The sequence below is a fragment of the Micromonospora sp. CA-111912 genome, from assembly GCF_050948415.1.
GTDB lineage: Bacteria > Actinomycetota > Actinomycetes > Mycobacteriales > Micromonosporaceae > Micromonospora.
In genome coordinates this window covers 6,345,861-6,364,316 of record NZ_CP192007.1, presented here as the reverse complement: position 1 = coordinate 6,364,316, position 18,456 = coordinate 6,345,861, and the positions used below count along the sequence as shown (strand labels likewise).

At 73.9% G+C, this 18,456-nt stretch carries 18 protein-coding genes; 14 read left to right on the top strand and 4 right to left on the bottom strand.

Annotation, left to right across the window (positions count from 1 at the left end):
- Positions 1-48: 48 nt before the first annotated feature.
- A complete protein-coding gene (locus tag ACQPZO_RS26805) occupies positions 49-552 on the bottom strand; it encodes an MmpS family transport accessory protein (RefSeq protein WP_433344698.1) in 504 nt (167 codons plus the stop codon).
- A gap of 710 nt (positions 553-1,262) precedes the next feature.
- On the opposite strand from ACQPZO_RS26805, the gene glmS reads away from it, so the two are divergent.
- Positions 1,263-3,176 carry a glutamine--fructose-6-phosphate transaminase (isomerizing) gene (gene glmS / locus ACQPZO_RS26800; protein ID WP_433344697.1) on the top strand — a complete coding sequence of 638 codons (1,914 nt, stop codon included), beginning with the start codon at positions 1,263-1,265 and terminating at the stop codon, positions 3,174-3,176.
- Positions 3,177-3,252: 76 nt separating this feature from the next.
- Here the strand turns inward: glmS and ACQPZO_RS26795 are convergent, their stop codons facing one another.
- Positions 3,253-4,878 carry an alpha/beta hydrolase gene (locus ACQPZO_RS26795; RefSeq protein ID WP_433344696.1) on the bottom strand — a complete coding sequence of 542 codons (1,626 nt, stop codon included), beginning with the start codon at positions 4,876-4,878 and terminating at the stop codon, positions 3,253-3,255.
- On the bottom strand, positions 4,875-5,171 hold the full coding sequence (locus tag ACQPZO_RS26790; protein WP_433344695.1) for a hypothetical protein: 297 nt from the start codon (positions 5,169-5,171) through the stop codon (positions 4,875-4,877). Before ACQPZO_RS26790 ends, ACQPZO_RS26795 begins: the two co-directional genes overlap by 4 nt.
- 256 nt (positions 5,172-5,427) lie before the next feature.
- On the opposite strand from ACQPZO_RS26790, the gene ACQPZO_RS26785 reads away from it, so the two are divergent.
- From ACQPZO_RS26785 to ACQPZO_RS26735, 11 genes are all read left to right on the top strand, one after another.
- Positions 5,428-6,897 carry an NAD(P)H-hydrate dehydratase gene (locus ACQPZO_RS26785; protein ID WP_433344694.1) on the top strand — a complete coding sequence of 490 codons (1,470 nt, stop codon included), beginning with the start codon at positions 5,428-5,430 and terminating at the stop codon, positions 6,895-6,897.
- 74 nt (positions 6,898-6,971) lie between these two features.
- Positions 6,972-8,090, top strand: a complete 1,119-nt coding sequence (gene alr, locus ACQPZO_RS26780) for an alanine racemase (RefSeq protein ID WP_433344693.1) — start codon at positions 6,972-6,974, stop codon at positions 8,088-8,090.
- Between the two features lie 13 nt (positions 8,091-8,103).
- Entirely contained in the window at positions 8,104-9,192 is a 1,089-nt protein-coding gene (locus ACQPZO_RS26775; RefSeq protein WP_433344692.1) for an alpha/beta fold hydrolase, read from the top strand.
- Positions 9,193-9,239: 47 nt separating this feature from the next.
- On the top strand, positions 9,240-9,722 hold the full coding sequence (gene tsaE, locus ACQPZO_RS26770) for a tRNA (adenosine(37)-N6)-threonylcarbamoyltransferase complex ATPase subunit type 1 TsaE (RefSeq protein ID WP_433344691.1): 483 nt from the start codon (positions 9,240-9,242) through the stop codon (positions 9,720-9,722).
- Positions 9,723-9,939: 217 nt separating this feature from the next.
- On the top strand, positions 9,940-10,641 hold the full coding sequence (gene ung, locus ACQPZO_RS26765) for a uracil-DNA glycosylase (protein WP_433344690.1): 702 nt from the start codon (positions 9,940-9,942) through the stop codon (positions 10,639-10,641).
- A gap of 149 nt (positions 10,642-10,790) precedes the next feature.
- The gene (locus ACQPZO_RS26760; protein WP_433344689.1) at positions 10,791-11,651 is read left to right on the top strand and encodes a maleylpyruvate isomerase family mycothiol-dependent enzyme; all 861 of its coding nucleotides are present in this window, start codon (positions 10,791-10,793) and stop codon (positions 11,649-11,651) included.
- A gap of 74 nt (positions 11,652-11,725) precedes the next feature.
- Positions 11,726-12,403, top strand: coding sequence for a tRNA (adenosine(37)-N6)-threonylcarbamoyltransferase complex dimerization subunit type 1 TsaB (gene tsaB / locus ACQPZO_RS26755; RefSeq protein ID WP_433344688.1), 678 nt, complete (start codon positions 11,726-11,728; stop codon positions 12,401-12,403).
- Between the two features lie 235 nt (positions 12,404-12,638).
- The gene (rimI, locus tag ACQPZO_RS26750; RefSeq protein ID WP_433344687.1) at positions 12,639-13,097 is read left to right on the top strand and encodes a ribosomal protein S18-alanine N-acetyltransferase; all 459 of its coding nucleotides are present in this window, start codon (positions 12,639-12,641) and stop codon (positions 13,095-13,097) included.
- A gap of 6 nt (positions 13,098-13,103) precedes the next feature.
- On the top strand, positions 13,104-14,150 hold the full coding sequence (tsaD, locus tag ACQPZO_RS26745; protein ID WP_433344686.1) for a tRNA (adenosine(37)-N6)-threonylcarbamoyltransferase complex transferase subunit TsaD: 1,047 nt from the start codon (positions 13,104-13,106) through the stop codon (positions 14,148-14,150).
- Between the two features lie 32 nt (positions 14,151-14,182).
- Positions 14,183-14,437, top strand: coding sequence for a hypothetical protein (locus ACQPZO_RS26740; RefSeq protein WP_433351280.1), 255 nt, complete (start codon positions 14,183-14,185; stop codon positions 14,435-14,437).
- A gap of 105 nt (positions 14,438-14,542) precedes the next feature.
- The gene (locus ACQPZO_RS26735; RefSeq protein WP_433344685.1) at positions 14,543-15,109 is read left to right on the top strand and encodes an NUDIX hydrolase; all 567 of its coding nucleotides are present in this window, start codon (positions 14,543-14,545) and stop codon (positions 15,107-15,109) included.
- Here the strand turns inward: ACQPZO_RS26735 and ACQPZO_RS26730 are convergent.
- A complete protein-coding gene (locus tag ACQPZO_RS26730) occupies positions 15,088-16,530 on the bottom strand; it encodes a helix-turn-helix domain-containing protein (protein WP_433344684.1) in 1,443 nt (480 codons plus the stop codon). The genes ACQPZO_RS26735 and ACQPZO_RS26730 overlap by 22 nt on opposite strands.
- Before the next feature lie 112 nt (positions 16,531-16,642).
- On the opposite strand from ACQPZO_RS26730, the gene ACQPZO_RS26725 reads away from it, so the two are divergent.
- Positions 16,643-16,963, top strand: a complete 321-nt coding sequence (locus ACQPZO_RS26725; RefSeq protein WP_433344683.1) for a hypothetical protein — start codon at positions 16,643-16,645, stop codon at positions 16,961-16,963.
- Between the two features lie 129 nt (positions 16,964-17,092).
- A complete protein-coding gene (locus tag ACQPZO_RS26720) occupies positions 17,093-18,241 on the top strand; it encodes a helix-turn-helix domain-containing protein (protein WP_433344682.1) in 1,149 nt (382 codons plus the stop codon).
- Positions 18,242-18,456: the final 215 nt, after the last annotated feature.

The following is an 18,456-nucleotide window of genomic DNA, read 5'->3' as shown; positions in this document are numbered from 1 at the left end:
GTCACGTCGGCCAGCCTACGGGCGGGCCGTGCGGGTTCAACCCCACGTTCAGCCGGTGCAGTTGACCCAGGACTGGCTGCCGTCCCTGGCGACGGTGCGACCGTCGACGGTGATCCGGCAGTCGACCCCGTACCGGTCGTCGCTGTTACTGGCCAACACCATCACGCGACTGGCGTCGACCATCCGGAAGCTCTTGCGCCAGGGCAGTTTCACGTTCTCGGTCTGGATCAGGTCACCGGCGGCGTCGTAGTACTGGAGGTAGGCCGGGCCCTGACCGGTCACCTCGTAGACCACGGTGACCCGGCCGGCCCCGTTCGACGGGCGGGTGGCCGGGCTCCGGGTGGGCTCCGGGTAGGGGGACGCCTCGACCGGTTCCCCGTCCTCGTCGGGGGCGGACGGGTCGCCGTACCAGGGGTCGGTGGCGCTCGTTTGGTCCTCAGGACTGGTGAGGATGCCGGCCAGGCAGGCGCACCCGCAGAGCCCGACGACCAGGACGATCACGAGCCCGATGACCAGGCCGATCACCTTCGCGGTGTTGTCGGGCCGGACCACCGGCTGCCCGGGGTACGCGAACGGCGGCGGGTAGCCCGCCGGGGGCCACCCGCCCTGCCCGCTCTGCCCCGGCCACCCGCCTTGCCCAACCGGCCCCGGCCCGTCGGGGTGCCCGGACCAACTCGGCTGGCCCGGCTGGCCCGGATGTCCTGGTGGCCAACCGGCCGGGCCGTACCCGGGCCAGGGCCGCCCGGCGGGGTGCTGCCCGGCTGAGTGCGACGTGGCAGGGCTCGGTGTGGACGTGGGGTCGCCCGGCCCGTTCGGCGTCGCCGACGGAGCCCATGGCTCGGGGGCGGCCCATGGCTGCGGTGGGGCCATCGGGGCGGGCGGCGACCACGTCGTGCCACTCGCCGGGGCGTCCGTGGGCGGCCGGGGCGTTGACGGGCCGGCGGGGTCGGCCCTGCTGGACGGGATCGGATCGTGACCTGGCGACGACGTCTCGGACATAAGGGGCTCCGGGGAGGGGCACGGACACGGCCGCGAGGGGGATGGGGGACGTCGAGACCGCTGGCGCGGCCTTCTCCCGAGGGAAACACAGACCCGCAATGTACGTCGTCGAGCCGCCCGCCAGGATCCCCTGCGGGGCGTCGGTGTCCGGTCGACGCGTTCGTCCCCGAGAGCACCACAGCCACTCGTTCGCTCAAATCCAGTGCTTGTTTACCCGACTTCCGCGCACACGAGATGAGCGAAACTGGGTTAGGCTGCGGGTCATGTGTGGAATCGTGGGTTACGCCGGCGCGCGCCCGGCGCTCGGTATCGTGCTCGACGGCTTGCGGCGCCTGGAATACCGCGGCTACGACTCGGCCGGCGTGGCCGTCGTGTGCGATGGCGAGCTGCTGACCGAGAAGAAGGCGGGCAAGCTGGCCAACCTCGAGAAGGTGCTGGCCGAGCGCGCCGCCATCGACCCCGAGGGCTGCGCCGCCAGCCCGATCGGCATCGGCGACGGCACCACCGGCATCGGCCACACCCGCTGGGCCACCCACGGTGGCCCCACCGACCGCAACGCCCACCCGCACGTCGCCCCCGACGGCCGGGTCGCCGTGATCCACAACGGCATCATCGAGAACTTCGCCAAGCTCCGCACCGAGCTGGAGGACGCCGGCGTCCAGTTCAGCAGCGACACCGACACCGAGTGCGCCGCACACCTGCTCTCCGCCGCGCTGGCCGAGCTGCGCGCCGCCGGCGAGCCGGACGGGCCGGGGCTGCTCGCCGCCGCGATGCGCGCGGTCTGCCAGCGGCTCGAAGGAGCGTTCACGCTGCTGGCCGTCGATGCCGCCGTGCCCGGCGCGGTGGTCGGCGCCCGGCGCAATTCCCCCCTGGTGGTGGGCCGGGGCGACGGGGAGAACTACCTCGCCAGCGACGTCGCCGCGTTCATCGAGCACACCCGCGACGCGATCGAGCTGGGCCAGGACCAGATCGTCCTGATCACTCCCGACGCCGTCGAGATCACCGACTTCGCCGGCCGTCCGGCGACCGGCAAGGACTTCCATGTCGACTGGGACTCCTCGGCCGCCGAGAAGGGCGGCTACGACTGGTTCATGCTCAAGGAGATCGAGGAGCAGCCGCAGGCCGTCGCCGACACCCTGCTCGGCCGGCTCACCGCAAGCGGCGAGATCATGCTCGACGAGGTCCGCCTCAGCGACCAGGACCTGCGCGACGTGGACAAGATCTTCATCGTCGCCTGCGGGACCGCCTACCACTCCGGCCTGGTCGCCAAGTACGCCATCGAGCACTGGACCCGGATTCCCTGCGAGGTGGAACTTGCCAGCGAGTTCCGCTACCGCGACCCGGTCCTCGACCGGTCCACGCTGATCGTGGTGATCTCGCAGTCCGGCGAGACCATGGACACCCTGATGGCGCTGCGGCACGCCAAGGAGCAGAAGGCCCGGGTGCTGGCCATCTGCAACACCAACGGCTCGACCATCCCGCGCGAGTCCGACGCCGTCCTCTACACCCACGGCGGGCCGGAGATCGCCGTCGCCTCCACCAAGGCGTTCCTCACCCAGCTCGTGGCCTGCTACCTGATCGGGCTGCACCTGGCCCAGGTGCGCGGGATCAAGTTCGCCGACGAGGTGGCCGCCGTGGTGGACCAGCTCCACCAGATGCCCGCCAAGCTGCGCGAGCTGCTGGACCGGATCGACCCGGTGCGCGAGCTGGCCCGGGAGATCCGCAACGAGCCGACGGTGCTCTTCATCGGCCGGCACGTCGGCTACCCGGTGGCCCTGGAGGGCGCGCTCAAGCTCAAGGAGCTGGCGTACATGCACGCCGAGGGCTTCGCCGCCGGAGAGCTCAAGCACGGCCCGATCGCCCTGATCGATGAGGGCACCCCGGTGATCTGCATCGTGCCGTCGCCGGTCGGCCGGGGCATGTTGCACGACAAGGTCGTCTCCAACATCCAGGAGGTCCGGGCCCGGGGCGCCCGGACGATCGTGATCGCCGAGGAGGGCGACGAGGCCGTGGTGCGCTACGCCGACCACCTGATCCGCGTGCCGCGCACGCCGACGCTGCTCGCCCCGCTGGTGACCACCGTGCCGTTGCAGGTGCTCGCGGCGGAGATCGCCGCAGCCCGGGGCCACGACGTCGACCAGCCCCGCAACCTGGCCAAGTCCGTCACCGTCGAGTAGCCGCCCGCCGGAACCGGCCCCCTCCGCCCGCCGGCGGCAGGGGGCCGCTGCGGCTTCCGGGGCACACGTCGGCACGTCACCGGCCCAGGACGACGCGGGCCATGCCGTCAAGGGCGGGATTGCCCTGGTCCCAGTAGCCGGTGTGGCCGTACCGGCCGCTGGGGAAGGTGCGGCCGCCGAAGCCCGGGTCGGCCGGGTCGTGCCCGAACCACAGCGCGTGGTCCTCCCGGGCGGTCAGCACCGCCGCCAGCGGGCTGAGCCCACGCAGCACGCGGCGGGGCAGCTCGTCGGGGGCAGGGGCCAGCCGGATCGCGTCGTCCGGCGCGGTGCTCGCCCAGACCTCGCCCGAGGGCAGGCGCAGCCCGTCGGCCCGGTCCACGCCCACCCCGGGGGAGCCCACGAACACCAGCGCGTCGGCGGCGAGACCGTGGTCCCGGGCGGCGGTGCCCACGACCAGCGAGCCGTAGCTGTGCCCGAGCACCGTCTGCCGGGCCGGCGGGCCGTCGTGGGTGGCCCGCAGGCCCTCCTGGAACCGGTGCAGCGCCGGGCCGGCGTCCCGCGCCTGGCCGGGCAGGACGGCTTCGTGCAGGAAGTCCGGCGCGTCGTAGTCCAGCCAGAGCACCGCCGCCGTCGCCCCCGTCGGGTCCAGCGCCGCGCACCGGGCCTGCACCCGGCCCGCCCGGCCCAGCTCCCCGGCGGCGTCCGCGAGGCCGGCGGTCATTCCCGGGACGTACGTCAGCACCCGGTCGGCCCGGTCCGGGTCGCCCAGCGCCACGATCGCCCGGCCCTCGCCGCCCGGGGCGAGCCCCAGCAGATACGCGCGCGGCTGCCCGCCGCCGGTCAGCCGGGCGGTCAGCGCGTCCAGGCCGGTCAGGGTCGCCCCCACCCGGGCCAGCCCGGCAGTCTCCAGCGGCCCGTGCGGCCACCGGGCCAGCAGCCGCCGTCGCTCGGCCAGCAGCACCTCCCGCCACCGGCCGACCAACAGCCGGTTCGCCTGGTCCCGCGCCGCCGCCGGCACCCCGTCGAGCCGGCCGACCAGCTTCGGCTCCCGGGCCACCAGCCAGCGGCGCTGCGTTGGGGTGAGCCCGGCCCACCAGGCCCGGACGGTCGACGGGTCGGCGCCGGGCGCCGGCCGCCAGGGTGGGGGCGGGGCGACCCAGCCCGCCCGGGCCGCCGCAACCAGCTCGTCGAGCCGGCCGGCCGTCTCCCGGTCGGCCGCGTCGGCCAGCGTGAGGGCGGCGGTCACGGCGGCGGCCACCCGCGCCACCGGCGGGTCGGGCGCGCCCGACCGGGCACCCGTTGGGCCCGCACTCACCCGCCCCCGCCGGTCGATGAGCACCCCACCGGCCTCGGCCAGGGCGACCGCCTCGGCCAGCCCGGCCCTGGCCCGGCGCAGCCGCCCGGCCAGCTCGGCGAGCACCTGGTCGGTCTCGATCAGCGCCGGCGTGAGGGCGGCCAGGTCGGCCCGAAAGGCGGCGATCCGCCCGCCGGCAGCCCCGGCGGCGGCACCCGTCCACCCGGCGCGCAGCGTCCCGGCAGCCCCGGCCAGCTCCGCCGACCGCCGGTCGACCAGCCCGGTCAGCCCTCGCCAGGCAGTCCCGGCCGCCGCCCAGCCGACCGGGTCGGCCGCCCACAGCCGGGCGTAGCCGCCCTCCCCGGCGGGGCCGCCCACCGCGCCGCCGGGCCCCGCCGACGTGCTCATCGGGGCAGGACCGTCAGCCGGCGGGCCGCCCGCTCGTCGGCCGCCTCGTATCCTTCGGCGGCGGAGGACAACGCATGTCCGGCGGCGGCCACCCGCCCGCCGAGCCCGCCGCACCACGCGTGCACCGCCGACTCCAGGGCGGCCAGGGCGGGTGCCGACCGCCACCCGGGCGCCCGCACCACCAGGCCGGGCACCCCGGCCAGCCCGTGCCCCAGCCGGTACGCGTCGGCGTCGAGCGCCCGGGCCACTTCCCGCAGCAGTTCGGGGCGGACGGTGAACGGCTCCTCGCGCATCGGCGCACTCCTCCGGCTCGGTGCCGTCGACAGGCGACGGGGGGACCACTCGACCGCGAAGGGCGGCGGGTGAGGCCGCCACCACGACGGACGATGGCGACGACGTTAGGTGGCCCCGGTGCGGGCCGGCACGCCCTGTGGACAACGGGCACCGGCCCGTACCCCCGGTTGTCCACAGGCGTTGCCCACAGCCGACCCGGTAGCTAATCTGCGGCGTCCTCCGCCGGTAGGGTGAGGCGGTGATCGGCGGGGTGGCATGAAACCGGTGTGGCGGGTCGCGGACGTACGGGCGGCGGAGGCCGGGCTGATGGCCACCCTCCCCGCCGGGACGCTGATGCAGCGGGCCGCCGCGGGGCTGGCCCGCCGCTGCGCGCTGCTGCTCGCCGAGCGGGGCGGGGTGTACGGCTCCCGGGTGCTGCTGCTGGTCGGCACCGGTGACAACGGCGGCGACGCCCTGTACGCCGGGCAGCGGCTGGCCCGCCGGGGTGCCGCCGTGTCGGTCCTGCTGCTCACCCCCGGGCGGGCGCACGCCGAGGGGCTGGCCGCGCTGCGCGCCGCCGGGGGCCGGCTGGTGGACCGCCCGCCCGCGCAGGTGGACCTGGTGCTGGACGGGATCGTCGGGATCGGCGGCACCGGCGGGCTGCGCGAGGCGGCCGCCCGGCTCGCCGCCGAGCTGCCCGGGCTGCGCGGCCGGGACGGCGTGCGGGCCGCCGTGGTCGCCGTGGACGTGCCGAGCGGGGTCGCCGTCGACACCGGTCATGTGCCCCCGACCGCCTCCGGCCGGCCCAACGCGGTCCGCGCCGACGTGACGGTGGCGTTCGGCGCGCTGAAGCCGGCGCTGGTGGTCGGCCCGGCCGTGGCGCTGGCCGGCCAGGTCGAGTTGGTCGACATCGGGCTGGGGCCCTGGCTGCGCGGCACCCCCGCGCTACGGGTCACCGAGTGGTCCGACGTCGAGCAGTGGTGGCCGGAGCTGGGCCCGGCCTCGGAGAAGTACACCCGGGGCGTGGTCGGCCTGGCGACCGGCTCGGCGGCGTACCCGGGGGCGGCGGTGCTCTCCGTCGGTGGCGCGCTCGCCGGGCCGACCGGCCTGGTCCGGTACGCCGGGAGCGCCCGCGACGACGTGCTGCGCCAGCATCCCTCGGTGATCGCCAGCGGGCGGGTCGCCGACGCCGGCCGGGTGCAGGCGTGGGTCTGCGGCTCCGGCCTCGGCACCGGCGAGGACGCGGTGGCCGAGCTGCGCGCGGTGCTCGCCGCCCCGGTGCCGGTGGTGCTCGACGCCGACGCGTTGACCCTGCTGGTCGACGGGTCGATGGCGGATCGGCTGCGCAGCCGGGACGCCCCGATCGTGGTCACCCCGCACGACCGGGAGTTCGGCCGGCTCTGCGGCGAGGATCCCGGAGCCGACCGGGCCGCGGCGGCGCTGCGGCTGGCCGCCTGGATGAACGCGGTGGTGCTGCTCAAGGGGGACCGGACGATCGTCGCCACCCCCGACGGCCGGGCGTACGTCAACCCGACCGGAACCTCCGCGCTGGCCACCGGGGGCACGGGCGACGTGCTCGCCGGGCTGCTCGGCTCGCTGCTGGCCGCCGGGTTGGCCCCGGAGCGGGCGGCCGCCGCGGCGGCGTACCTGCACGGGCTGGCCGGCCGGGAGGCGGCCCGCGGCGGGCCGGTGACCGCACCCGACGTGGCCGCCGCCCTCCGCCCGGTCGTCGCCCGGCTGCCCTGACCTCGGGGGCCGCCGCCGCGCCGTTCGGGGCGGCTCCGGCCCGGGTTGATCACCGTGGTCAGTAGGCTGGGGGCATGTGGCAGTCCGAGGTACGGGTCGATCTTGACGCGATCCGGGAGAACGTGACGCGGCTGCGGGCCGGAACCAGCGGCGAGCTGATGGCGGTGGTCAAGGCCGACGGGTACGGCCACGGCATGCTTCCCTCGGCCCGCGCGGCGCTCGATGCGGGGGCCGACTGGCTCGGCGTCTGCACCCTGGACGAGGCGCTGACCCTGCGCCGGGCCGGCGTGACCGCGCCCGTGCTGGCCTGGCTGCTCGCCCCGGGGCTGCCGCTGCACGAGGGCGTCGCGGTCGGGGTGGACCTGGCCGCCGCCAGCCTGACCCAGCTCGACGAGATGATCGAGGCGAGCCGGCAGGCCGGCAGCCCGGCCCGGCTGCACCTGAAGATCGACACCGGTCTGGCGCGCGGTGGGGCAACCGTCGCCGACTGGCCGGTGCTGCTGGAGGCCGCCGCGAAGGCCCAGGCCGAGGGTCTGGTCGAGGTGGCCGGCGTGTGGAGCCACTTCGTGTACGCGGACCTGCCCGGCCACCCCACCACAGATCGCCAGCTCGCCGTCTTCCACGAGGGGCTGGACATGGTCGAGCGGGCCGGGCTGCGCCCGCGCTACCGGCACCTGGCCAACTCCGCCGCCACCCTGACCCGCCCCGACACCCACTTCGACCTGGTCCGGCCGGGGGTCGCGATCTACGGGCTCTCCCCGGTGGCCGGCGAGCGGTTCGGGCTGCGCCCGGCGATGACCGCCCGGGCCCGGGTCATGCACACCAAGCGGGTCCCGGCCGGCAGCGGCGTGTCGTACGGCCACACCTACCTCACCGAGGCCGACGCCAACCTGGCCGTGGTGCCGCTCGGCTACGCCGACGGGGTGCCCCGGCACGCCTCGAACGCCGGCCCGGTGCAGCTCGCCGGCCGGCGGCGGACCATCTCCGGCCGGATCTGCATGGACCAGTTCGTGGTCGACTGCGGCGACGACCCGGTGGTTGCCGGCGACGTGGTGACCCTGTTCGGCCCCGGCACCGACGGCGAGCCCACCGCCGACGACTGGGCCGCCGCGGCCGGCACCATCAACTACGAGATCGTCACCCGGTTCGGCGGGGTCCGGGTGCCCCGCGTCTACGACGGTGAGCGGCCGTGACCGGGGTGGCGGCGTGACCAGGTTCCGCATCCCCCGGCCGCGCACCGCCGCCGGCCGGGTCGCCGGCGTGCTCGGGGCCGCGGTCGGCGTGGCCGCCGCCGGGCTCGCGGCGGGCGTGGTGAGCGAACGTGCCCTGGTCCGCCGGCTCAAGACCGACCCCACCGATCCGTACGCCGACGAGGTCTTCGGCGCGCAGCCGTACGACGAGGCGTTCCGGCTGGAGCTGGCCGACGGCACCGACATCCACGTCGAGGTGGTCGAGCCGACCCGCCCCGTCGCCGGGCACCCGACGGTGGTGCTGGTGCACGGCTTCTGCCTGGACATGGGCACCTTCCACTTCCAGCGCAAGATGCTCGCCGAGCGCGGCGAGCACCGCATCGTCGCGTACGACCAGCCGGGCCACGGCCGGTCGGGGCGGCTGGAGACCGGCGAGTACGACCTCGCCGCGCTCGGCCGCACCCTGCGCCGGGTGATCGACCGGACCACCCCGGAGGGGCCACTGGTGCTGGTCGGCCACTCGATGGGCGGGATGACCATCATGGCGTTCGCCGAGCTGTACCCGGAGCTGTTCGGCGACCGGGTGGTCGGCACGGTGCTGATGGCCACCTCCGGCGGGCTGCTGGCCGAGACGAAGCTGGTGGCCCCGGCCCTGCTCGGGCGGGTCAGCTCGCCGGTGCTCTACATGATGAACAACGCCACCCGGTACGGCGGCACGGCCATCGACAAGGCCCGCAAGTCGGCCTCGAACATCGCCTGGCTGCTCACCCGCCAGTACGGCTTCGGCACCCCGAAGCCGAGCCCGGCCCTGGTGTCGTACGTCGAGGAGATGAACTCGCGCACCTCCGCCGACACGGTCACCCGCTACCTGCGTACCCTGGCCACCCACTCCCGGTACCCGGCACTGGCCGCGCTGGGCGGCACCCCGGTGCTGGTGGTGGTCGGCGACAAGGACATGATCACGCCCGTGACGCACTCGGAGGAGATCGTCCGGCGGCTGCCGCACGCCGAGTTTCTCAAGATCCACGACAGTGGGCACGTGGTGATGCTGGAGCACGCCGACGAGGTCGACGCCGCCCTGGAACACTTCCTGGCGGCGCTGTGAGCGCCGCCGGGGACGGCCGCGCCGCCGGGCGTCCTCGGGGTGGCGCGGTGAGCGTCGTCGTCGCGTTGTCGACGGTCGAGGACACCCACGCGTTCGGCCGGCGGCTGGCCGGGGTGCTGCGCGCCGGCGACCTGCTGCTGCTCACCGGCCCGCTCGGCGCCGGCAAGACCGCGCTGACCAAGGGCATCGGGGCGGGCCTCGGGGTACGGGGCGACATCACCTCACCGACCTTCGTGATCGCCCGGGTGCACCGCCCCGACCCGGCGCGCGGTGGTGCGGTGGCGCTGGTGCACGCGGACGCGTACCGGCTCGGGGACGCCGCAGATCCGCGCGCGGAGATCGACGACCTCGACCTGGACGCCTCCGTCGACGACTCGGTCACCGTGGTCGAGTGGGGGGAGGGGCTGGTCGAGCAGCTCGTCGACGCCCACCTGCGGGTCCGCATCGACCGGCGCGACGACGACACCCGCACCGTCGAGCTTGACCCGGTCGGCGGCGACTGGCCCGCCCGGCTCGCCACCCTCCGCTGACCCACCCGCCCACCCGCTCCCGGCCCGGTTCCCCGGCCCGCCCCCCAAGATCGTGCAGTTTCCGGGACCGAGTGGCTACCGTCCGTTGTCAGGCCACTCTTTCCCGGAAACTGCTCCCGCTGCCCGTCGACGGGCAGCGGCGGGAGGCCGTACTCCGGTGTCGGGGTGTCGGACGGGGCTGATAGGAAGAGGGCCGACCGACTGCGAAAGGTTGCCGATGCCCGACGACGCCCCCACCCTGGACCTGCCGGCGCTGCTGCCGGAGGGCTGGCGTGCCGTGCTCACCCCCCACCTCGACCCGGCCCGCACGGCGGCGCTGGCCGAGTTCGTCGCCGGGGAGTACGCCACCCAGACCGTCTTCCCGCCGGTCGAGGACCTCTTCTCGGCCTACCGGCTCTGCGCGCCGGCCGACTGCCGGGTGCTGATCCTCGGGCAGGACCCGTACCACAAGGCGGGGCAGGCGCACGGGCTGAGCTTCAGCGTGCGGGAGGGCGTGAGTGTGCCGCCGTCGCTGCGCAACGTCTTCAAGGAACTGGGTGAGGACCTGGGCGTGGCGAAGCCGCGCAGCGGCAACCTCGACGGCTGGGCCGCCCAGGGCGTGCTGCTGCTCAACTCGGTGCTGACCGTCCGGCAGGCCACCCCCGGCTCGCACGCCAACAAGGGGTGGGAGGAGTTCACCGACGCCACGATCCGGGCCCTGGACGCCCTCGACCAGCGGGTGGTCTTCCTGCTCTGGGGCGGGTACGCCCGCAAGAAGGCCGCCCTGGTCACCAACCCGCAGCACGTGGTGCTGGAGGCCGGCCACCCCAGCCCGATGAACCCGCGCGGCTTCCTCGGCAGCCGCCCGTTCAGCGCGACCAACAAGGCCCTCGCCGACGCCGGCCTGCCGACCATCGACTGGGAGCGGTCCGCCAGCTGACCCGCACCGCACCGGATCGCTCGTCAGCCTCCGGGTGGGGCTCGGCCGGTCGACCTGCCGTCCCCAACGAGGGCACGGGTGAAGTGACGTGGTGATCACTGTTCGCTGTAGACTTCCCGGGACCCGCTGACTGCGATCGGAGGCGTCCCATGGCGACGACGGCGACCATCAGCCCCCGGCAGTGGCAGACGGCCAGGGAGGCGCTGGAGCAGGCCACCGCCCGGTTCGTCCGGCTGGTCGAGACGGTCGACCGGCCGGACACCATGGTGACCGCGCACTGGTCCGTGGCGGACACTGTCGTCCACCTGGTCTCGGTCGCCTGGTGGTACGCGACCAAACTCGACCCCGACCACCCGCCGCTGCCGGTCCCCGGCCTCGGCGACCGGCTCCCGACCGTCACCGTGGACACCATCGCCGACGTCAACGACCTGATCATGCGGCACCTGACCGACCGGTCGCCCCGGCCGCTGCTGGAGCGGTTCCAGGCCGACGTGGACAAGATCCTCCGGATCACCGCCGACCGCCACCCGGACGAGCTGCTCAGCTGGTTCGGCGACGCCCGCGCGCCCCTCGCCGGCCTCTTCGGCCACCTGGTCAACGAGCTGCTCGTGCACGGCTGGGACATCGCCCGCGCGACCGGCCGGCCGTGGAAGATGCCCGGCTCGGAGGCCGTGCTCTTCTTCGAGGTCTTCCTGGTCAACGTGCTCCGCGCCGGCTACGGACACCTGCTCGACAACGATGAGCCGCCCCGGGAACGCCCGATCATCGTCGAGTTCCGGTCCGCGTACTGCGCCGACATCACCCTCGTCCTGCACCGGGGGGTGGTGACGGTCGCCGCCCCGGGCACCCCGCCGGACGTCCGGGTCCGGTTCGACCCGGCGGCGCTCAACCTGATGCTGTTCGGCCGGGTCAGCCGGGTCCGCACGGTGCTCGCCGGCAAGCTCGCCCTCCGGGGCCCCCGCCCCTGGCTCCTCTTCCCCTTCCTCCGAGTCCTACGAGCCCCAAGCTGACCGACCCACCCACCCACACCGGCGGGCGGCGGGGGGTCGCTGGGGGAAGTGGCGGGGCGGTTAGGGTGGCGTTCGTGCTCGTACTGGTGCTGGACTCCTCGACCCCCGCGGTGACCGCGGCGCTGGTGGAGGTCACCGCCGAGGGTGTGACGGCACGGGCGCAGCGCCGCACCGTCGACGCCCGCGCGCATGGCGAGCTGCTCGCGCCGCAGGTCGACGCGGTCCTCGCCGAGGTCGGCGCCCGCCCGGCCGACTTGGCCGCGATCGTGGCAGGGCTGGGCCCCGGCCCGTTCACCGGGCTGCGGGTGGGGCTGGTCACCGCCGCCACCATGGCCCAGGTGCTCGGCGTTCCCGCGTACGGCGTCTGCTCGCTCGACGGGATCGGCCACCCGGCAGCGGCCGGCGAGCCGGTCCTGGCGGCCAGCGACGCCCGCCGCCGGGAGGTCTACTGGGCGGTGTACGACGGCGCGGGCCAGCGGATCGCCGGCCCGGACGTGGACACCCCGGTGGTGGCCGCGCGGCGCGCCCGCGACCTCGGTGTCACCACCGCCGTCGGCGACGGCGCGCACCGGTACGCCGAGGTGTTCGACCTGCCGCTGCGGGCCGAGCCCCGCTACCCGGACCCGGTCGTGCTGGCCGCGCTGGCGGCCGAGCGGATCCGCTCCGGCGCCCCCGGTGATCCGCTCACCCCGCTGTACCTGCGCCGCCCCGACGCCGTGGCGGCCACGGCCCGCAAACCGGTTCTACCGTGAGCGCGAGGAGTGAGCCGGGTTTGCGAGCCCCGCAGTCGCGAACTGAGGTGGCAACCGTGAGCGCGAGGAGTGAGCCGGGTTTGCGAGCCCCGCAGTCGCGAACTGAGGTGGCAACCGTGAGCGCGAGGAGTGAGCGGGGTTTGCGAGCCCCGCAGTCGCGAACTGAGGTGGCAACCGTGAGCGCGAGGAGTGAGCCGGGTCTGCGAGCCCCGCAGTCGCGAACTGAGACAACGCCGTGAACCCCGCCGGGGTACGGCTGGAACCGTTCCGCTGGTGGCACATCGACGAGGTGCTGACGATCGAGGCGGACCTGTTCGGCGCCGAGCAGTGGTCGCCGGCGATGTTCTGGAGCGAGCTGGCCAACGGCCACTTCTACCTGGTCGCCACCGACGACGACGGCTCCCTGCTCGGCTACGCCGGGCTGGCCGTGGCGGCTCCGGACGAGGCGTGGGTGCAGAACATCGCCGTCCGCCGGGAAGCCCAGCGGCGCGGCGTGGGCCGGGCCCTGCTGGAGGCGCTGCTCGCCGAGGCGGCCCGCCGTGGCGCGCGCAGCACGCTGCTGGAGGTCGCGGCGGACAACGCCCCCGCCCAGCGGCTCTACGCTACATACGGCTTCGAGCCGATCGGGGTGCGCCGCGGCTACTACCAACCGAGCAACACCGACGCGCTGGTCATGCGGCGCGAGCAGGACTGAGGAGACATGGCTGACGAACCGCTGATCCTCGGGATCGAGACCTCCTGCGACGAGACCGGGGTCGGCATCGTACGCGGGCACACCCTGCTCGCCGACGCGCTGGCCTCCAGCGTCGAGGAGCACGCCCGGTTCGGCGGCGTGGTGCCCGAGGTGGCCAGCCGGGCCCACCTGGAGGCCATCGTGCCGACCATGGAGCGGGCGCTCAGGGAGGCGGGGGTGACCATCGGCGACATCGACGCCATCGCGGTGACCTGCGGCCCGGGGCTGGCCGGCGCGCTGCTGGTCGGCGTCGCCGCAGCCAAGGGGTACGCGCTGGCGGCCGAGAAGCCCGTGTACGGAGTCAATCACCTCGCCGCGCATGTCGCCGTGGACACCCTCGAACACGGGCCGCTGCCCGAGCCGGCAATCGCCCTGCTGGTCTCCGGCGGGCACTCATCCCTGCTGCTCGTCGACGATCTGGCCCGGGGGGTGACTCCGCTCGGGGCGACGATCGACGACGCCGCCGGGGAGGCGTTCGACAAGGTGGCCCGGCTGCTCGGCCTGCCGTTCCCCGGCGGGCCGTACATCGACCGGGAGGCCCGGGCGGGCGACGCCGCCGCCATCGGCTTCCCGCGCGGGCTCACCGCCGCGAAGGACCTCGCCGCGCACCGGTACGACTTCTCGTTTTCCGGGTTGAAGACGGCGGTGGCCCGCTGGGTGGAGGCCCGGCAGCGGGCCGGCGAGCCGGTGCCGGTGGCCGACGTGGCCGCGTCGTTCCAGGAGGCGGTCTGCGACGTGCTCACCACGAAGGCGCTGGCCGCCTGCCGGGCCCACGGGATCGACACGCTGGTGATCGGCGGGGGCGTGGCGGCGAACTCCCGGCTGCGGGTGCTCGCGGAGGACCGGGCGGCCAAGCTGGGCATCCGGGTGCGGGTGCCCCGGCCGCAACTGTGCACCGACAACGGGGCGATGGTGGCCGCGCTCGGCTCCCACCTGGTCGCCGCCGGGGTCGCGCCGAGCCGGCTCGACCTGCCGGCCGACTCGGCCCTGCCGCTGACCACGGTGAGCGTGTGACGACTCGACGTGACGGCGAGGGGAACGACGACGTGATCGTACGGATGTGGGAGGCGCGGGCGGAGTCCTACGGCTTCGCCGACCTGATCACCTGGGTCTGCGACACCGCCCTGCCCGAGTTCGAGCACGACCCGCTGCACCTGTCCAGCGAGGTGTTCAGCTCGACCGACCATCGGGTGGTGGTGATCTCGAAGTGGCGCAGCAGCCCCCGGCCGCTGCCCGACCCGCCCGCGACGCTGGTCGCCCGCCCGCCGCACTCGTGGGACTTCACCCAGGTCGACCGCTGACCGTCGAGCAACCGTGGGGCTACCCTGTGGACCCCACCTCGTCAGGCGGCGTCCATGGATCAAGGCCCCACCTGAGTCCGCGTGGGGACGGCTGATACTGGCGGGATGGCGGACCAGGAGACAAACGGGCTGACCCGGTGGACGATCCATGGCGAGCGGATTTTGGATGACAGCCGGCGTGCTCGGCTGAGCATCGCCGACGTGGAACTGCCGGACGGTGTCCGGTTCGAGCAGTACGTGATCCGGGCTCCCCTGTCTGCGATGGTCGCCGTCCTGGACGACCAGCAGCGGCTGTTGTTGATGCGGCGGCACCGGTTCGTGTTCGACCAGTGGGTGTGGGAGCTTCCCGGCGGGTATGTCGACGGCGAGGAGGAGCCGGCGCGGTGCGCGGTGCGCGAGGTCGAGGAGGAGACCGGCTGGCGGCCGCATGAGGTCGAGCCGCTGCTGTCGTTCCAGCCTTGGGTCGCCACGGCGGATGCGAAGAACCTGCTGTTCCTCGCCCGAGGGGCGGAGTACACGGGAGCTCCGGTGGATGTGAACGAAGCGGAACGGGTCGCCTGGATGCCGCTGGTCGAGGCCCGGGTGCTCGTGGAGCAGGGGGAGATTGTCGGAGCCGGCACCGTGATCGCCGTGCTGGAGTTGACGGCACGTCAGGCGCGGGGTGAGTTGTAGCCGTCCCGCCGAGGTCCGAGGGTGGCGTCGACCTGGTGGATGAAGTGGCGTACGGCGGGCCTGCAGCGATGGGGCGCGAGTTGGGTTCGTAGGTCGTACAGATAACCGGCGGCGCGGGCCGACCGGAGCTGCGAGGTCAAGGTCAGTGCTTCCGCGCCGATGGCGCAGGCACGGTCCGGTTCGTTTCGCTGTACCTGAACGGTGGCGAGCAGGGCGAGGTTGAAGGCTTTGCCGCGTACGTAGCTCTCGTCCATCCTCAGCGACCGGACGGCGAAGCGCTCTGCCTGGGTGGGCTTGCCGAGCGCAGTGAAGCAGTGGCCGAACTTGGCCGACAGGTATGCCTCGTCGAAGTAGCCCAACCACCGAGGGGCGCTGCTGCGGTCAGCCCGGTCGAGGGTTCGTTCCGCCTGGTGCAGTGCGTGGGCGCAGGCGCTTTCGTTGTGCGCGGACGCGTGGGCGTGTGCCTCCATGACGAATGCCTCGGCGGTCAGGACCGTGACGCCGGCGAGGTTTGCGGTCTGTCCCGCCGCACGGGCGAGATCGACGCCGGCCCCGGTGTGACCGAGGTAGGTCGCCTGGTGACTCATGGCGGCGAGGATCTCCGCTCCGAGAACCGAATCACCCGCCGCGTGGGCGAGATTCAGCGCGAGGGTGAGGTGTCGCTGGGCGGCCCCGTGATCGGCCGTGTCGTACGCCTGCCAGCCGGCGAGCTGGGTCAACTCCGCGACGGCGCTGAGCAGCCGCCGACCTGTGGGGGGATCGTAGTTGCCCTCGGTCAGCAGCGGAGTGATCTCCTGGTGCAGGTAGCGGGTCACTGTCTTGCGCGCGTGGCCGCCTCCGTACTGGTTGTCCAGTCGCCGGTAGGTCGCGGTCATCTCCCGGATGGTGTCGATGTCGGGCTGACCGACGCTGCGGCGACCAGATTGGCCCACATCCTGCGGTGGGGGCACGGTGAACCACCGGAGCGCTGGCAGCGTGTAGCCGGCGGAGCCGAAGGCCACCTGGCGGATTACGTCTCGACGGTTCACTTCGCCTTCCCAGAGCTGTGCGGCTGCGCTGACGTCCGCGCGCCAGGACGGGTTGACCGGCGGATCACTCTGCTGCTGGTGGATAAAACTGGCCATGTCTTGGGGAAGCGAGCGTTGGCGGGGTGCCAGTCCCAATGCCATGCGTGCCTCGTCGGGCATTCGGCAACCATCGGCGATGCGTTCCAGCACGTCGATGGATGTCACCTTCCGTCCGGCCATGATGCGGCTGATGTAGCCCTGCTCAAGTCCGACGGCGGCGCCGATGCGGGTCTGACTCGCGTGGGTCAAGCGGCTGACGTGTCGGAACAACGCTCCGATGTCTCGGGCATCGAGAGCTGCCCGCACCGTCCTGTCCGCCCACAGGTGGCCCGGAATATGAAGCGGATCGAGCAACGGCGAGCTCCCAACGTGGTGATCCAACTACTCATTGTGCTCGACCCGCAGCTTAGGGCGGGGAACGGCGCAGGTCGAGCCGGTTCATGTCGCCGTGACATGAGCCGTCGACATGGCTGCCGAGGGGGCGCTGGCGCAATTCTGCGGGCATGCTTTCCGCCTTCGAGAATCTGCCGTCCGACGCACTCTGCTGGCGTCGTCACCTGCCGGTGTGGCTCCCCCCGGCCGCATGACCATGGGCGCGATTCGTGACCTCAAGGCGCTGACCGAGTACGCCCGCGAGCAGGTCGAGACGGCTGATGTGCTGCTGGCGGCCCACGAGGCTGCGGAGCTGGGCCTGTGTCGCTGCGGTCGACCGCACCCGTGTGACGAGCGCCGGCAGGGAGTCGAGAGACGTGGTTACTACGCACAGATCGTCGGTGATGCTTTGTGACGACCCTGCCGATGTGGGCACCCATCGGTGCGCTGTGCCGCCGTTTTTGGGCTGGGCACGATGAGTGATCTGCGACCGGATGATGAGCCGATAGGCCGGCGGGTGGCACGGTGGCGGGTGCGACGGCGGATGACGCAGCAGATGTTGGCCGACCGGCTCGGCAAGTCGAAGAGCTGGGTGGACAAGATAGAGCGGGGCGTCCGCGCACTGGACCGGTTCTCCGTCATCCAGGACGTCGCCGGGGTGCTGCGGGTGGACGCGTCGGTGCTGGCCGGTGGAGACGCCCGGCCCGCAGCGGCGGTCGGTGCGCTCGACGAGGGCGTGGACAGGGTGCGGAGTGCGCTCGCCCGTTACGACACCCTCCTGACCGGACCGGATGCTCGGCCGGCGCCGCCGGTCGCCGATCTGGGTCGACAGGCGGCGCACGCCTGGCTGAGCTACCAGCACGCGCACTACCCGCAGTTGGTGCGGATGCTGCCGGGCCTGCTCGGCGACGCCCAGCGCGCCCACGCGACCGAGGGCGAGGCGGCGGATGCGGGGGGCCCGCTGGTCCAGGTGTACCGGATCACGGCGTCGATGCTGGTGAAGCTGGGGGAAGCTGACCTGGCCTGGTTGGCCGCCGACCGGGCGATGGCGGTGGCCGCCGGTGACCCGCCACTGGCAGCGGTCGCCGCGATCCCCCTGGGGCAGGCGCTGCGCGCCGCCGGGCGGGGCCGTTTGGCTATGGCGGCGACGATCGCCGCCGCACACCGGATCGCACCAGCGGTGCCCCATGACGGTCCGCCGCAGGAGCTGGCGCTGTGCGGGACGCTTTTGGTCGGGGCTGCCCTCGCCGCTGCGAGCTGTGGTGACGCGCGCAGCGTGGGGGAGTTGCTCGACCAGGCCGGCGACATCGCCGAGTGGGTCGGCGACGGCCAGGACCATCACCGGACGAGCTTCGGACCCACGAGCGTCGAGTTGGCGCGGGTGGCAGCGGCGGTCGATCTGGGCGACGGCGGTGCGGCGGTCACCGGGCACGAGAAGGCCGTCAGCGCGAGCGGATGGGCGCTGCTGCCGGTCGAGGACCGGGCCGCTCACCTGGTGGACGCCGCACGGGCGTACCTGCACGTCGGTGACCTGCTTCGGGCGGGGCGTGCCCTGGTCGACGCCGAACGGACCGCGCCGGCCGAGATTCGTCACCGTCCGACGGCCCGTACCGTGATCGAGGCCGTGGCTTCTGCTGGCCCGGTCCCGGCCGGGGTGGCGCGCCTGGCCTCGTTGGTCGGGCTGACCCGGTGACCGCGCCGTTCCTGTCCCTGGCCCAGATCCGTAACCGCCTCGTCCTGACCGCTCGCACGGTCCTGCGTCACCACAGGCCTGGCCCGGACGGCTGCTGCCGGGTCTGCCGAATTCCGCGTTGCCCGGTGGGCACCGTCGCACGGGACTTCCTCGCCGCAATCGGGCGAGACCGGTGACGGGCTGTACTTCCGGTCCGGAAGGCCTGCCTCGTTCCT